Here is a 15,100-nt window from a genome sequence, read left to right on the forward strand (position 1 = left end):
AATTGTCTTATGAAGCCTCCAAAATTTGTTTCACCCGCTCCAGGTCGGCGGGAACATCAACCCCAATAAGTGGCGTATCCGTTTCAACGACATGGATGGGGACACCGTGTTCTAAAAAGCGCAATTGCTCTAACCCTTCTGCAAGTTCGTAAGGGGTACTGCCCCACCTCGTGAACGCTAGAAGCTGCTCTCGGCGGTAAGCGTACAACCCGACATGCCGATACACTGGGAACTTATGTAACTCTGTTTCGCTGGCGTTTCCAGGCAAAGAAGCACGCGAGAAATACAACGCATCGCCCTGAAGATCTGTAACGACTTTAACGACGTTAACGTCCTGATAATCTGCAGCAGTTTCAACCCGCTGTTTTAACGTGCAAACTTGAACCTCTGGTCTGTCAATAAAGGGCTGCAGCATCATATCTATCTGCGCAGGTTCAAGCAACGGCTCGTCGCCCTGTATATTGGCAACAATATCACACGTTAAACGCTCCGCGACGACGGCGACACGTTCGGTACCTGTAGCACATTGACCCGTCATCTGAACATTCCCACCGAAACGTGTCACGGCATCATAAATCCGTTGGTCATCTGTAGCGACAATAACTGCATCTAATGTTTTTGCGCGGCACGCACTTTCGTAAACATGCTGCACCATCGGCTTCCCGAGCAGATCCGCCAACGGCTTGCCTTTAAAACGGCTTGAGGCATAGCGTGCTGGAATGATTCCTACACTTTGCAACCGTACACTCCCTCATAACTTCCTGTTTTTTTACATTTTATTTTTATTCATTTCCTAAATCAGTTTAACGCAAAGCGGAGTTAAAATCAAGATTTTTTTGGTTTTCGGTTGCAGACCCGAATCGAAAAGTGGTAAACTTTAACGTAAGTGAATTGTTTCGTAAAAAGGTGAAGGAATGGTTCATCTGCTTAAAGGAGGACTCAAAAGATGAAACGGAACCCAATATTTACAATACTGACTTATAAACTCACGCTTTGTTTGGCGTGTTTACTTCTAATAGGCACCCTCTGTGTACCTACGGCAGAAGTTTTCTCAGCCGATGTTTTAGACCCGGACTTGGTGCTTTACTTCGATTACGAAGATTTCGACGGTAACACCGTCGTTGAAAAATCTGGACGCGGTTACGACGGCGATATTAATGGAAAGGTCACACAATCCAATGATGGAAAATTCGGCAAAGCCGGCAATTTCGCAGCCGGTAGTTTTCTGGATTTAGATGGCCCCAATGTTAAGCCTGAAGACATCCCTACCGAAGGTATGAGTATCGTCGCGTGGATTAACGTTGAAGCCATATCGGATATGGCGATCTTCAATGCCCGTGCCGGTGATAATACATGGCTTGTCCATCCGGAGGCACGCGGTGATGGAAATTATCGTTGGCTCAATCGAAGTCCGGGCGGCGCGACTATCTTTGACATTCGCGCTGGAGATAACAAGGCAAATCAATGGCAGCATTACGCTGGCACGTTCAGCCGCGCGGATGGGGTAGCCGTCCTTTACATCAATGGAAAAAACGTCGGTGAAGAAAAAGCCCGCGTCGGCACGCCTATCGCACCAGATTGGGGACAGGGCGCACGGGTCGGCTTTAATATTGATAACAAACGTCCTTTTACCGGATTGATGGACGACCTCAACGTCTGGAAACGTGGATTGACAGAGGAAGAAGTCAATGGCATTATGAACGATGGTGTCGACGCGTTTCTCGCTGTAGAAGCACAGGGCAAACTCGCGACGACTTGGGGAAAACTTAAGGCATCAAAGTAAGCCAAAACCAGTGAAAGTGGCTACATAAAACGGGAAAAGAATGGTTCATCTACTTAGAGGAGGATCTCGAAAGATGAAACGGGACCTTATACTAACTCCTTATTTGATGTGTTTATTTCTGATAGGCACGCTCTGTGTACCTGCGGCAGAAGTTTTTTCAGCCGATGCTTTAGATCCGGATTTGGTGCTTTACTTCGACTATGAAGACTTCGACGGAGATACCGTCGTTGAGAAATCCGGAAATGGTTACGACGGCAAGATCGATGGAGATATCACACAATCCGATGACGGGAAATTCGGGAAAGCCGGCAATTTCGCATCCGGCAGCTTTCTCGATTTAGATGGATCCACTGTTGAGGCTGAGGACATTCCTACTGAAGGCATGAGTATTCTGGCATGGCTCAACGTTGAATCCATCACAGATATGGCGATTTTCAACGCCCGCGCAGCTGATAATACATGGCTTGTACACCCCGAAGCACGCGGCGATGGAAATTATCGTTGGCTCAATCGGAGTCCGGGAGGCACAACGATATTCGACATTCGCGGTGGCGAAAACAAAGCCAATGAATGGATACATTACGCAGGAACATTCAGCCGTGCTGAAGGATTAGCTGTGCTTTATATCAATGGCGAAAATGTCGGTGAAGAAAAAGCTCGCGTCGGCACACCTATCGCAGGAGACTGGGGGCAGGGCGCACGTGTCGGTCGTAACATTGATGACAACCGTCCTTTCACCGGATTGATGGATGACCTTAACATTTGGAAACGTGGGTTGACAGAGGAAGAGGTCCATGATATTATGAATAACGGTCTTGGAGCATCGCTCACAGCAGTAGAAGCACGCGGTAAACTCGCAACAGCTTGGGGTAAGCTTAAAGCAAACTAACGAAACCGATAAGGATTCAAACCATTTTTCAGTAGGCGCGCTTCCTCAGCGCGTCTACCTAATTTGCGCAAGTCTCGAAGAGCGAAGAATGCATGGAAAACCGACCGAATATACTCTGGATTTGTAGCGATCAGCAACGATACGATTCATTAGGGTGTTACGGAAATCCGTTTGTCCAAACACCGAATTTGAATAGATTGGCACAGGACGGTGTGCTTTTTGAACACGCTTACTCGCAAAGTCCCGTCTGTACACCGAGCCGAGCAAGTTTCCTCACCGGACGCTATCCACGGACAACACGCTGCAGGCAAAATGGTCAGGCAATTCCACCGGATGAATTACTCGTGACAAAGTGCCTCCACGATGCTGGATATGTCTGCGGTTTAGCGGGTAAACTACATCTCGCACCCTGCAATCCGAGCGTCTGCAAAGGTACAGAGCAACGCATTGATGACGGATATGACCAGTTTTTCTGGTCACACGACCCAAATGATGCTTGGTTCACACATGATTACACACAGTGGTTACGGGATAAAGGGCTCCACCGGAATAGCAAACCGTTCCAAGGATCGAAACACGTCCAAGTAATTCCATCAGAAGAACACAGTCAAACGACATGGTCCATCGAACGTACAATATCATTCATCGGAAGTGCTAAGCAGTTTAATCAACCGTGGCTTTTCTCTCTGAATATGTTTGACCCACACCACGCGTTTGATCCACCCATAGCCGCATTAGAACGCTACCGACCTATGCTTGATGATATACCGTTGCCCAACTACGTTGAAGGCGAACTCGAAGATAAACCCATCTGGCAACGGATTGATCACGCCGGGGCATACGGCAACAGAGCTGGATATCCGTACAAAGACATGAGCGATGCCGATCATCGGTGGATACGCGCCGCTTATTGGGCTATGATTGATGTCATTGACGCGCAAGTTGGACGTTTACTGAATTTTTTGGAAGAGACTGGGCAGCGTGAGAACACAATCGTTATTTTTACATCCGACCATGGGGAAATGCTTGGAGACCACGGTATTTACCTTAAGGGACCTTATTTTTATGAACCCGCTATTCGCGTTCCTCTGATTATCTCTGGACCGGGAATGCTGAACAACGGTGCGCGCTCAGACGCACTCGTAGAATTGGTGGATCTCGCACCAACCCTACTTCAGGCAAGCAATATGGAGCAGCCCGTAGGCATGCAGGGACAAAGCCTACTACCCCTGCTCACAGGTGAAACAGAGCTGGATACACACCGAGATGATGTCTATTGTGAGTATTACAACGCGATGGGTTGGCATCGCGAACCTGCAGCGCACGCCACGATGGTACGGAGCAGACAGCATAAGATAGTCGTGGCACACGGAACAGGAAGCGGGGAACTCTACGATCTTGACTCTGATTCGATAGAAACCGATAATCTCTGGAATTCTCCGGAGAGTACGCCTATTAAACTCGAGATGCAGGAACGAGTTATGGATCGGATGGCGTGGACGGTGGATCCTCTTCCGATGCGTCAGGCTCCGTGGTAGTCTCTGAAGATGAACACATGCTTAGCACTTGAGTAAGATAGTCCTCCTGCGAAAGCAAGTCTTTATTGGCACGAAGACTCGCCTCATGGAACCGATAATTACCGTCACCGAGTTGGTAGTAATACTGGAGGTGCCCAGTACTGACCGCCCGCTTGAGGTCTGCGGGTGAGATTCCGAGCATCCGTGCCGCCTCTTCAAGGTTGTATTCAACCACAGTATGGCGTATTCGCATCTTATTTTCTCCATTTCGGTGTTGTAACGCGAACGTACGTGCTATTTAAAATTACACGGATATAACACAATAGACGGGATCAAATTTCATGACGCAGCATCGGAGTGCCAGTTACGCCTTAGTGAAATCTCTTAAATCGTCGCTTCTATGCACATTGGTTTTCTGTACTATTATAGCAGGATCAAAAGCAAATGCCGAGAACTTTCTATCCAGATGGGATCAGACCCTCTTTGATCGTATCTATGATGCGCCACCACACCAACAACCGACGTGGACAATGATGGAAGGGATAACAGAATTTGGGCATTATCGGGCAGTTATGGGACTTTCTATTCTTCTCATGGCTTACGGTGATGAAGCACATCAGGAAACTGGAAGGCTTTTGTCTTCGGCATTCCTCGGAACTGGGTTGGTAACGTTTGGTATGAAGAGATTGATTGGTCGGAAACGCCCGCTTGATGAGAGTTTGGGAAATCCGGCTTTTCCGTCTGGACATACATCCTTGGCGTTCAGTTCCGCAACGATTTTAGGATATCGGTATCCGAAATTACGGATCCCGCTCTACATTGGGGCAGGACTTGTCGGTTTTTCACGTATCTATCTCGGACGCCATTACACGTCAGATGTGATAGCGGGAGCAGCAATCGGTACAGCAATGGGAATGCTGGTCTGGCATCAGCGCGTCACCTTGTTGAAATGGGAATTTTAGGGGTTTCAAAACGCTGTTTAGCGTAACTGAACTATTACCAACAATTAAAACCTTTGACAACAAAACGCATGCGACGTAAAATATAATAATATAGGAGGGTAAGACTGATGAGCCATACCAAAGATCGCATACATTTCCGGTATCAGATTATAGGCAAAATCGGTATGCTTCTCTTAATAGGAGTGTTATCAGCAGGATGTGCTGTCCCACCGCAACCTTCAGTTGATGTTTATATGGAACCCATCGTAGGACGCTTTAACGCGCAAATTAACCCAGAGACAGGGGCAGCAACTGTTGAAAAAAAGGGGATTGCCGTTACTATTAAACCCTTTGATGAGGTTGAACTGTTCGCACTCATCGAAGATCCGAGAGTGAATCCGTATCTCTTAGTTGGGAAGAACGGTGCCGTTGAGCCTATCTACACAGTGTTCGATATTACAGTCCATAACCGAGAGAACCGACGCGTTTTGGTTGACGATACAGCCATCCTTATTGATGGGAACGGCGGGCAATACGCTAATCTATCCAACGATTATTTCGACGCACTCTATGATAACGTAAATCTTTCGCAGCGTAACTCTTGGGAGGCGGGTTATCCTTACATGCCTACCGCCTACGGCTACTATCCCTACTACGGTCACTATCAGTCTTACATAGATGCCGAAGCACTTGAGTTGGGACGGATTGTGATAGAGGATCATATCTTTGAAGGTGCGAAGTTGTTCTCTGGCGCGAAACGGAGTGGTTTCTTAATTTTTGATCGGCTTGAGAGTGCCGCCACAGATATTCGTATCGTTGTCCCTCAGGTTCGGATTGTCCATCCGAACGGTAAAGAGGACAAATTGGAATTTAAAATTGACTTTAGACAGGTCCTGCCATAAAATAACGATAACTGCAATGGCTTAATACAGGTTAACAACGCAAAACTTGCCATTGTAATGAAGGGAGTAATAATAAAATGAGAGATTGCCTTATTATATTATTGATAGTGGGACTTATATCCGTTTACGGATGTCAACCCCCGAGTAAAGACCAACAGAAAGCCCAGAAAGAACTCAAAGTCGCTGTAGCAGCACCATTTACGGGGAATGCAGCAGCATTTGGGGAAATGATTAAGCGCGGGGCTGAGCTGCAAGAAAAAGAAATTAATGACGCTGGGGGCATCAACGGTATGAAGTTGACGCTGCTTTTTGAGGATGATGCCGGCAAAGGATCAGAAGCGAGTCTTGTGGCAGAACGTATCTCCAGTAATTTACAAATCCTTGCAGTCGTTGGACACTTTAACAGTACCTGCTCATTAGCGGGTAAACCAATTTACCGACGCGCCGGTATTGTCGAACTTTCTCCTGGCTCAACGGCTGTAACCGTTTGTGAAGGAAGCGATTGGACATTCCGCAACTTGTATCGTGACGATTTCCAAGGACAATTCATTGCCCGATACATTGACGAGATCTTGACAGACCTCCAATCTGTCGCTGTCTTTTTTGATAATGATGATTATGGGCGCGGTTTAAGAAACGCATTCGTTACAGAAGCCGAGAGAATAGGACTTAACCTCGTTGCTGATGAAGCGTATGAGAGAGACAATACTGATTTCAAGGCACAACTCACCAGCATTAAAGCCAGAAACCCAGACGCTATTTTTATCTCTGGACTCTACGCCGAAGCAGGTTTGATTGTTAAACAGGCACGTGAAACTGGAATCACCGCACAGTTTTTCGGAGCGGATGGCGTGGATTCACCTGATTTTCTCGTAATTGCAGGCTCTTCCGCAGAAGGGACGTATCTCACAACGCCTTTTACGTTCGGTGCAGCTGGAGAGGACGCACAACAGATGGCAGCCAATTTTGAAGCACTTCACGGGGTGGCACCCGATACATGGGCTGCATTGACGTATGATGCTGTTGGAATGATTGCGGAGGCACTTGAAAAAACCTATAACTCGGAAGCATCCGTTGTAGATAATCGGAAAGCGATCCGGGACCATTTGGCATCCTTGGATACACCTGAGGAAGGCTACAAAGGTGTTACAGGGTTAACCTATTTTGATAGAAATGGGGATACGGTCAATAAACCCGCTTACGTGAAAATTGTGAAAGATGGACAAATGGTTGCAGCCCAACGACAACTACTTGAATTAGATTGATTTTAAAACGGGTTTCTCCTTACAGCAATATGCGGAGGGAGGCGCCAGAGGCTTCTATAGCATCAATACCTAAAGAAGAAAAATATGGCGCAATTTTTGGAACAAATTATTAACGGATTGGTGCTCGGTGGCATCTACGCACTTATCGCCGTCGGTTATACCATGGTTTACGGTATTATCCAACTGATTAACTTCGCACATGGCGAAATTTTCATGTTTGGTGTTTTCGGTATACCGTTTTGGATAGCGTTGCCACTGAGTATGATTCTATGTGGAATATTGGGGATGCTGATGGACTTGGTAGCGTATCGCCCCCTCCGGGACGCACCGCGTTTATCGGCGTTGATTACAGCAATAGGTATGTCCCTCGCGTTGCAAAACCTCGCGCGCATGATTTGGTCAGCCCGTCCGCGTCAATTTCCTACCGAAGCCCTACCGACTATCTTTCTCAGTCAAAATGCGATCCCACTCCCGGGGGGTGCAACCTTACCTTATCGGGACGTGTTTATCATCTTGTTGGCACTCGTTTTAATGATTGCCCTGAATAGGTTGATTCACCTGACCAAGATTGGTAAAGCGATGCGAGCCTGTGCCCAAAATCCGGTTGCAGCAAACCTGATGGGTATAAAGACGAACCAAGTTATTGCTATAACTTTTATTATCGGCTCTGCTTTAGGAGCGGTTGCGGGTGTGATGGTCGGTTTGCGCGAAGTAGTTACGCCAACAATGGGCTACTATAAAGGGGTCGCAGCTTTTGCCGCTGCTGTCCTCGGCGGTATAGGGAACATCACTGGCGCAATGCTCGGCGGCATCATCATCGGAATCGCCGAAGTCATTGGTGCCGGATATATATCTTCAGGATACCGATTAGCGATTGCCTATATTATCATGATCGCAGTGATTGTTATTCGTCCATCCGGACTGTTTGGAAAATCAACCGGACACCGAGCTTAATATGAAAAATAAACTAACACCGAAAAATATCATCTTTGGCTTAGTGGTCTGTTTTCTACCCGTGTTGATGTACGGTATAGATGCGATATCGCTCTACTTGTCGCAGTATGATATTTACCTGAATCTCCCAAGTGGCGATTACATGCTGCGGATTATTGTCCGCGCATATCTCTATATGCTCCTCGCTATCGGACTGAACATTGTATGTGGGTTCACAGGTCTCCTGGATTTAGGCTATGTCGGTTTTTATCTTATCGGTGGTTACACCGCAGGGCTCTTGATGGCACGACTTGGGGTGACTTATTGGATTGCGTTGCCTCTCGCTATAATTAATGGCGCGTTGTGGGGACTGTTGCGTGGCGCACCCACTTTACGACTCACGGGGGACTATTTCGCGATTGTCACCTTTGGATTCGCCGAACTGCTTTTCCGTATCGTGAAAAATGAACAGTGGTTGATTGGCGCACCGAACGGACAACTTCGTGATATTCCGTCTCCTACTCTTTTTGGAGTAGCGTTCAACCAGAATTGGCACAATTACTACCATATTCTTATCCTGTTACTCCTTGTCGTTTTTGTCACCTATCGACTGCAGCATTCTCGCGTCGGTAGAGCATGGGTCGCGATTCGTGAAGATGAACAGGCAGCAGAAAGTATGGGCATCAATGTCGGTCGCTATAAATCATTGGCGTTTGCCGTGAGTGCGGCAATCGGAGGGTTAGGTGGTGGTTTCATCGCGCAATTCCAGGTTAACATTAGTGCACCTTTCTTTGAATTTTGGGAATCAATCCTCATCCTCTGTATGGTCGTCCTCGGCGGGATGGGAAGTATAAGAGGAGCAATAATAGGCGCAGCGATCCTTGGATCGTTGGGTGAGATTCTGAGGCCCGGTTTCATTATTCCATATCAATTTGGCAATGCCCGCTATCTTATTTTTGGAATTATTCTTATCCTCTTAATGCGTTTCCGTCCAGGTGGATTAACGCTCAAAAAAGCTTAATAGTCGTCAGCTATCAGCTATCAGTTCCCATCGAAAATAGTTATTCTACTCGTGAGGATTTAAACCGTTCACAGCGGAGCTTGAAAACTATAGCTATTCCTGCTGACCTCTATCCCGCTGACCGCCGGCTGCCGACTACTGACTGCCATCTCTCACAAATAAGCAGGACCAACGCCACCACCACGAACAACTGGAAGCGTTCCTGATATTCACCATCCGATCGGATCCTGAATTTCTGTTTTTCGAGTCGTGCCAAGTCTGCCGTTAACTGGGCAATCCCTGTATTCACGTGATAGTAACGACCGTTTCCAGCTTCAGCAATTTCCCGCAGTTGATTTTCATCCAACGCTGTTAGGACGAGTTGTCCGTTGGCATCGCGCTTGTAAGGGGCAGTTGCCATGGCAGTGTCTTGCGGAAGTGGAATAGGTACAGGGCGGACAGCGTTGCCAATACCGACACAATAGATATGCACACCCTTCTGGGTCGCCGTTCTTGCTGCTTCAATAGCCTCCTCACCGTGATCCTCTCCATCTGTGAACAGAATCAGGACCTTCTGTCCTCCGAAGTCGACATCTACTGTTGTATCGTTCTGATTTGAGCTGAGTCGAGTGGTTGCTGTTTCAATGGCATTGCCGATACGGGTCCCGCTGTGGGTAAGCGTTTCGGCAGTTATCGCTTCCAAGAACTCTCTGAGAGTCGCAGTATCACTCGTCAAAGGACATACCACGAAACTCGCTTCAGCAAAGTAGAGTAATCCGACTCGGTCGCCTTTCAGTTCCTCTAATAGTGAAAACATAACCTCCTTCGCATCAGTCAATCGTCGAAGGGATTCTTCATCTTCGGCGAGCATACTCGTCGAAATATCCAATGCGAGCATGACATCTAATCGTTCCGAAACCGGTTCAGGTTTGGCACCCCACTGCGGACGCGCGATTGCAAATATTAGGAAGCAATAACTCAACAGCAACAATCCCGCTTGAATTCTATGTCGATGGAGATGCGCTGGATCCACATTGCTGTAGAATCGCAGCAGTGCTTTCCGTTTCTGTTGTAACCCAAAGAGAAGCAACAGTGCCAATAGTGGCACTACCCATAATAAGTGGAGAAATTCAGGATGGGCAAAACGCATTTTTAATTATCCGCAAGGCGCGAAATGAGGTGCTTGGTTTGTTGACGTTTTTCTTTCATATCCGCTTGCGCCGTTGTTGCAAGCTGCCGTCTTAAGCTAATTTTCGTAACCGTAATGCCAGTTTGAGAATAAATCTGTAGGTGTTTTTGCTTGGATATTTCTTCAGATAGATGGAATGCACGCAATCGTTCAAACGTCCTTTGCGCAAGCCTCTATAGGAAACCTGCGGTACAATACCCGCAAGGAAAATTAAAATAGGATGGAGTTACGGACGCGTTCAAAAATCTCAATCGCATAGTCGAGATGTGCTTTAGAGGCAATGTTAAAAGAGACACCGAAATTCTTGACTGTTACATTGGGCAAATTAGCTCTGCACTCAACTATATGGAGCGGTGTGAAGTCACCGTGGACATCAACCCGGAAGTGGGTTGCCCTTCTCGACGGATACATATCAAGCCACCAGTGTCCCCCAAAAGTCATTCTCAGTTTCGCGATGCGAGGTCGAAGTGTTGCACCGCACGCCTCGACGTATTCCACAAATTCATGGGCAATTTGCAAGAGTTCCTCGTTCTCCTGTAGCATCTCAAGGAACAATGCGAGTGTCATAAATTGCTGAGTGGTGTGTCCGTAACTTCGTTCTTCCTCCTTGACGACTGTCCCACCGAGAACGGTCTCGGTGGCGACCAAGATTTCATCAGGGGCATGGTAGGAAAAATAAGAGATATAGGTGAGATCAAGTCCCAGAGCCCGTAGATATTCTGCGACCTCTAAGACGCGCGGGTCTACTCCCTCGGAAACAAGCACCAACCGCTGTTTTTGATTGAATGCCGATTTCCGAATATCGCCGGGTTCGTATCCAAAGAACTCACTATGTAGCGCAGTGAGGGAGGAGAATTCTTTGCCCTGTTGTCGGCACCAGCGGTACGCGAGCGTCTCCAGCTCTGTAAAAGAAAGTTGAGAAACCCCGGCGGCATACTCTAAAATCTGTGTGATTGCGGTTCGAGAGGGCTTTCCGCGCTTGAGTTCAATAATCACACAATTGCCCTGTCGGTCGAGTGCCAGCAGATCAATTTTCTGTTTTGATGTACTCAGTGGCGGTTGCCGACTGATAACGCAAAGCGGTTCACCGAGGACCAGCGTTGCGTCCTTTTCGAGCAGATCTTCGAAGTCGCGTTCCTCACCAAAACGCAAAGGTTCAAGTTTTCCAAATTTCCGGTCTTCCCAACGATAAACTTCCATTTTTAATCATTGTCCCGCAAGCCTATAGAGGCTTGCGCTATTGTGATTTATGTGATATCTTCATGGAAATGAAGATATGTGTGGTTATTCTACACATTAAAATTTAACCAACGGATACGTTCCCGATAGGTCTCGACCTCTGCTGTGATTCGGGTATCATTCCAATTGTTTTTCTTGCCCAAAAATTGCGCAATTTGCGGTGCTATATCAACACCTTGACCCGGTGTCCAACCGATCCGTGTGCGTCGCCAGAGAACATCTTCGAGTGTGATCGCCATTTCACCCCAATAGGCATAGAGAAGTTCAGCTTTTATGAAGGGAAGGGAGGGTGTTACGGGTTCCGCAAGCGTCGCATCTTCGGTGATGAATTTTTGGATCGTGCTATACCCTTCGCCATATCGTTTAACGAGACGCTCCGCATCAGCCCCCGATGCCGCTCCGATTGCATTTGGCAATGGATAAGTGGCAGTTTTACAGGCGCGTGGGACCTTTAAAAATGCGGCAAGGTGGTTCACGGTCTCTTCCGCCATCTGACGGTGTGTCGTTAGTTTTCCACCATAGAGATACATTATCCCGCTTGGACTCTCTGTGATTAAATGTTCCCTTGAAACAAAACCGGTTTTTGCGAATCCGTGCGAGTGCCGGTTCGCGGCGATAAGAGGTCGAGTACCAGCATACGCTGCGATGATAGAATCCTTATTGAACGTCTTTTCCGGGAAGATTCGCTGTGTTTCCGAGAGCAGATACGTCACCTCATTCGCTGATGGGCGGACGGATGCCAATTCCTCTTCTGGTGTTGTTTCAGTGGTGCCGACAATGGAGGTGTTGTGGGCACCGGGTAAAATAAAAATGACTCGCGGATTCCGTCTCTGCTGCTTATCCACCTTCGTGAAAGTTATCAGACCGTAAGCACCATCCTTCTCTTTTCCGCAGCGCGGTAAGAGGAGATGGATCCCTTTCGCGTTTTCTATCAACAAACGCGATGTGCCGTCGTAACTCGGATCTTTACACCATATATGGTCGCTCCAAGGTCCCGTTGCCGATACAATTTTCCGTGCCGAAATCTCAAAACGTTGTCCAGAGATAACATCTTCAGCCGCTATCTTGTACATCCCGTCCTCGACATTGGCAGTCTCCGGTTGTCCGACAAAATCAAGAAAACGTATGTAGTTTGCGACAATTGCCCCGTGTTGATGGGCGTTCTTGAGTGTCGCCAGCGTCAACCGTGCATCATCGACCATGCTATCCCATAACAAGACACATCCCTTTAAGGAATTTGTGGCTATAGGTCCGACAAGATGCTGTATCTTTTGAACATCGCGAATCGCTATTGACTTCTCCGTTTCATCCGTTTTAGAGAGGCGATTGTAGTAATGCGCAGCGAGTTGCATGCCTGTCAACGGATACGGATCGCCTTTGTAGCAAAGAAGTGCTAACGGGATAGGCTTCACCAGATTCGGCGCGATCCGGCGAAGGATTTCACGTTCCCTGCGTGAATTTTTGACGAGTTCGATGTCACGCTTAAGCAGATAGCGAAATCCGCCATGGACGAGTTGGGACGTAGCACTACTCGTCCCGTTTGCGAAATCGCCTTGCTCAATCAAGCCGGCTTTTATGCCACCGTTGAGTGCAAGATCTCGGATTAAACCCGCACCGACAATACCACCACCAATAACTAATACGTCTAACAGTTCAGTCTTGAAAATTTCTATATTCTGGGCGCGAGTCCGAACTGAAAATTCCGCTTTTTTAATTACGGGGCCTCCTAACATCGTTCTACAGAGAGGTATCGGTTACCGGTTACATCAGTCCGGGGTTTATCACAACCTCTGACAACTGACAATCGACTACCGACGACTATTTATCGAATGACTGTGTAAAGAGACTTTGCGGATAGCCTCCAAAATTCCTGACACGGCACCTGCTACGGGTTCTGTTAACAACGGTAAAAATATAAGCTGCGAACAGGTCCTTTCGGTCACAGGTAAATCCCCGGGAGCATAGGTTTCAAACGTTCCGCCCATATCACTGGTGCAGAGGGCACCGCGACCGCCCATGTACATATCGAGTCCGTGTGTAAAGAGCGGTAAGGTATGTAGAAGCGGATACGGATTGCTATTCGTCGGAAACCTGCTCCCTGAAAATACAGGCACACCATCGCCAACAACAAGCGGATAAGGGTTATTGTTTGCCAAAACACCCTCTTTTCGGAGAGCATCGGCGAATACGGGTGCCGATAGACCATGCATTTCTTCCTCGTGATAGTGGATAGGAAATCCAAAGAATCCGGCGGATTCAGCCCCTGGATATGTTTCAATAGGAGAGACTCCCGGAATTTCTCGCAACCCGTCGGAGATTTCTTGGATATAAGCACGGCGGTTTGCATTGAGTGTATCAAGTTTCTTCAGCTGCACGAATGCAATACCGATAGCGAGCGGATGTGCGCGAAATTTAACACCAAGTCCCATCGGTGGGAGATGTGTATAACGCAGTCCTTCCACTGTTTCTCCGACAACACCAGCCGGACGATTGACTTGCCCGAGCAGACAAGCCCTCTCAAAAACATTGACATCGTTGGTAGCAAGCATTCCACCTTCGCCGCCGCTAATGGGTTTACTGCCCTGCAAACTCCATGCCCCTGCGTGACCGATACTGCCGCACGGTATGCCTTTGTAAGAGGCACCGTGTGCATGAGAACAATCCTCTATGACCGGCACGCCTGTTTCTGCACTGAGTGCCATGAGTGCGTCCATGTCACACACATTACCCCACAGATGCACCGCCACAATCGCCTTGGTTCGCGGTGTTATACGCCGGCGAACATCAGCGATGTCAATTAACAGCGTTCTCGGATCCACTTCACAAAAAACCGGCTTTGCCATCAACGTCAACGCTGGTGTAATTGAGCCCATCCACGTGTAGGTCGGACAGATAACCTCATCCCCCGGACCGACACCGAGTCCGAACATCGCGCTGTGTAGTGCGGCTGTGCCATTGGTAAGACTCAAGGCAAATCGGATCTGGTGGCGTTCTCGCCAAGTTCGCTCAAATTCTTGAACAGTCGCAGATACGCCGGAGAGTTCGTTCTGAAGCGTCATCTCGTAAACAACCTGAGCCTCTTCTTCTGTCACCTGGCTCCACTGCTCCAACTTCGGATAGGACGCATCAGGCGTTTTTTCAAAGACAGACACTCCACCCAAAACAGCAGGAAGATCGGTTTGGGTAGATTCATTTTCAAGATGAGATGACTTCGCTCTGTTTTTCTTCATGGGGAATCATTGCTGCCTTTCCTTACAGGGCTATTCAGTTTTCCGTTTTTTTTTTCGCGTTTGGAGACCTCGGCCCGGTAGGTGCGGTTTTGCGGCGTACTCGCCCCGACGAGTGCCACACGCGCACTCGGCGTTGATTCATGCGATCTGTGGGAAGGGACACCGGATCCACCCAAAATCCCATAGTTGCTTAAAACTAAATGACCCTGCCT

Annotated in this window: 14 protein-coding genes; 8 read left to right on the forward strand and 6 right to left on the reverse strand. The window is 47.9% G+C overall.

Translation table 11 applies throughout. The features are described 5' to 3' along the window. Positions 1-7 precede the first annotated feature (7 nt). Positions 8-739: a 3-deoxy-manno-octulosonate cytidylyltransferase gene (kdsB, locus tag J4G07_09515; protein ID MCE2414230.1), complete on the reverse strand. Its 732-nt coding sequence runs from the start codon at positions 737-739 to the stop codon at positions 8-10. A gap of 207 nt (positions 740-946) precedes the next feature. On the opposite strand from kdsB, the gene J4G07_09520 reads away from it, so the two are divergent. The 3 genes from J4G07_09520 to J4G07_09530 all read left to right on the forward strand — a co-directional run bounded on the left by J4G07_09520 (position 947) and on the right by J4G07_09530 (position 4,210). Then, positions 947-1,783 carry a LamG domain-containing protein gene (locus J4G07_09520; GenBank protein MCE2414231.1) on the forward strand — a complete coding sequence of 279 codons (837 nt, stop codon included), beginning with the start codon at positions 947-949 and terminating at the stop codon, positions 1,781-1,783. Positions 1,784-1,856: 73 nt separating this feature from the next. Next, positions 1,857-2,672, forward strand: coding sequence for a LamG domain-containing protein (locus J4G07_09525; protein ID MCE2414232.1), 816 nt, complete (start codon positions 1,857-1,859; stop codon positions 2,670-2,672). Positions 2,673-2,764: 92 nt separating this feature from the next. Next, positions 2,765-4,210 (forward strand): sulfatase-like hydrolase/transferase, encoded by a 1,446-nt coding sequence (locus J4G07_09530; GenBank protein MCE2414233.1) that lies wholly within the window; start codon positions 2,765-2,767, stop codon positions 4,208-4,210. Here the strand turns inward: J4G07_09530 and J4G07_09535 are convergent. Then, positions 4,152-4,442: a helix-turn-helix domain-containing protein gene (locus J4G07_09535; protein ID MCE2414234.1), complete on the reverse strand. Its 291-nt coding sequence runs from the start codon at positions 4,440-4,442 to the stop codon at positions 4,152-4,154. The genes J4G07_09530 and J4G07_09535 overlap by 59 nt on opposite strands. A gap of 277 nt (positions 4,443-4,719) precedes the next feature. On the opposite strand from J4G07_09535, the gene J4G07_09540 reads away from it, so the two are divergent. The 5 genes from J4G07_09540 (at position 4,720) to J4G07_09560 (ending at position 9,251) form a co-directional block, all read left to right on the forward strand. Beyond that, a complete protein-coding gene (locus J4G07_09540; GenBank protein ID MCE2414235.1) occupies positions 4,720-5,151 on the forward strand; it encodes a phosphatase PAP2 family protein in 432 nt (143 codons plus the stop codon). Between the two features lie 107 nt (positions 5,152-5,258). After that, the gene (locus tag J4G07_09545; protein MCE2414236.1) at positions 5,259-6,032 is read left to right on the forward strand and encodes a hypothetical protein; all 774 of its coding nucleotides are present in this window, start codon (positions 5,259-5,261) and stop codon (positions 6,030-6,032) included. Positions 6,033-6,109: 77 nt separating this feature from the next. Beyond that, the gene (locus tag J4G07_09550; protein MCE2414237.1) at positions 6,110-7,297 is read left to right on the forward strand and encodes an ABC transporter substrate-binding protein; all 1,188 of its coding nucleotides are present in this window, start codon (positions 6,110-6,112) and stop codon (positions 7,295-7,297) included. An 84-nt stretch (positions 7,298-7,381) separates the two neighbouring features. Further along, positions 7,382-8,251: a branched-chain amino acid ABC transporter permease gene (locus J4G07_09555; protein ID MCE2414238.1), complete on the forward strand. Its 870-nt coding sequence runs from the start codon at positions 7,382-7,384 to the stop codon at positions 8,249-8,251. A gap of 1 nt (position 8,252) precedes the next feature. Continuing rightward, entirely contained in the window at positions 8,253-9,251 is a 999-nt protein-coding gene (locus J4G07_09560) for a branched-chain amino acid ABC transporter permease (protein MCE2414239.1), read from the forward strand. 109 nt (positions 9,252-9,360) lie between these two features. Here the strand turns inward: J4G07_09560 and J4G07_09565 are convergent, their stop codons facing one another. The 4 genes from J4G07_09565 to J4G07_09580 form a co-directional block, all read right to left on the reverse strand. After that, a complete protein-coding gene (locus J4G07_09565) occupies positions 9,361-10,380 on the reverse strand; it encodes a VWA domain-containing protein (GenBank protein MCE2414240.1) in 1,020 nt (339 codons plus the stop codon). Between the two features lie 249 nt (positions 10,381-10,629). After that, entirely contained in the window at positions 10,630-11,619 is a 990-nt protein-coding gene (locus J4G07_09570) for a DUF91 domain-containing protein (protein MCE2414241.1), read from the reverse strand. An 89-nt stretch (positions 11,620-11,708) separates the two neighbouring features. Next, a complete protein-coding gene (locus J4G07_09575; protein MCE2414242.1) occupies positions 11,709-13,391 on the reverse strand; it encodes a glycerol-3-phosphate dehydrogenase/oxidase in 1,683 nt (560 codons plus the stop codon). Between the two features lie 75 nt (positions 13,392-13,466). Then, on the reverse strand, positions 13,467-14,888 hold the full coding sequence (locus tag J4G07_09580) for a DegT/DnrJ/EryC1/StrS family aminotransferase (protein MCE2414243.1): 1,422 nt from the start codon (positions 14,886-14,888) through the stop codon (positions 13,467-13,469). Positions 14,889-15,100 lie beyond the last annotated feature (212 nt).

The sequence above is a fragment of the Candidatus Poribacteria bacterium genome, assembly GCA_021295715.1.
Lineage (GTDB): Bacteria > Poribacteria > WGA-4E > WGA-4E > WGA-3G > WGA-3G.

Coding starts and splice junctions, on each gene's coding strand:
- J4G07_09520 (MCE2414231.1), top strand. CDS start 947: ATGAAACGGAACCCAATATTTACAATACTGACTTATAAACTCACGCTT.
- J4G07_09525 (MCE2414232.1), top strand. CDS start 1,857: ATGAAACGGGACCTTATACTAACTCCTTATTTGATGTGTTTATTTCTG.
- J4G07_09530 (MCE2414233.1), top strand. CDS start 2,765: ATGGAAAACCGACCGAATATACTCTGGATTTGTAGCGATCAGCAACGA.
- J4G07_09535 (MCE2414234.1), bottom strand. CDS start 4,442: ATGCGAATACGCCATACTGTGGTTGAATACAACCTTGAAGAGGCGGCA.
- J4G07_09540 (MCE2414235.1), top strand. CDS start 4,720: ATGATGGAAGGGATAACAGAATTTGGGCATTATCGGGCAGTTATGGGA.
- J4G07_09545 (MCE2414236.1), top strand. CDS start 5,259: ATGAGCCATACCAAAGATCGCATACATTTCCGGTATCAGATTATAGGC.
- J4G07_09550 (MCE2414237.1), top strand. CDS start 6,110: ATGAGAGATTGCCTTATTATATTATTGATAGTGGGACTTATATCCGTT.
- J4G07_09555 (MCE2414238.1), top strand. CDS start 7,382: ATGGCGCAATTTTTGGAACAAATTATTAACGGATTGGTGCTCGGTGGC.
- J4G07_09560 (MCE2414239.1), top strand. CDS start 8,253: ATGAAAAATAAACTAACACCGAAAAATATCATCTTTGGCTTAGTGGTC.
- J4G07_09565 (MCE2414240.1), bottom strand. CDS start 10,380: ATGCGTTTTGCCCATCCTGAATTTCTCCACTTATTATGGGTAGTGCCA.
- J4G07_09570 (MCE2414241.1), bottom strand. CDS start 11,619: ATGGAAGTTTATCGTTGGGAAGACCGGAAATTTGGAAAACTTGAACCT.
- J4G07_09575 (MCE2414242.1), bottom strand. CDS start 13,391: ATGTTAGGAGGCCCCGTAATTAAAAAAGCGGAATTTTCAGTTCGGACT.
- J4G07_09580 (MCE2414243.1), bottom strand. CDS start 14,888: ATGAAGAAAAACAGAGCGAAGTCATCTCATCTTGAAAATGAATCTACC.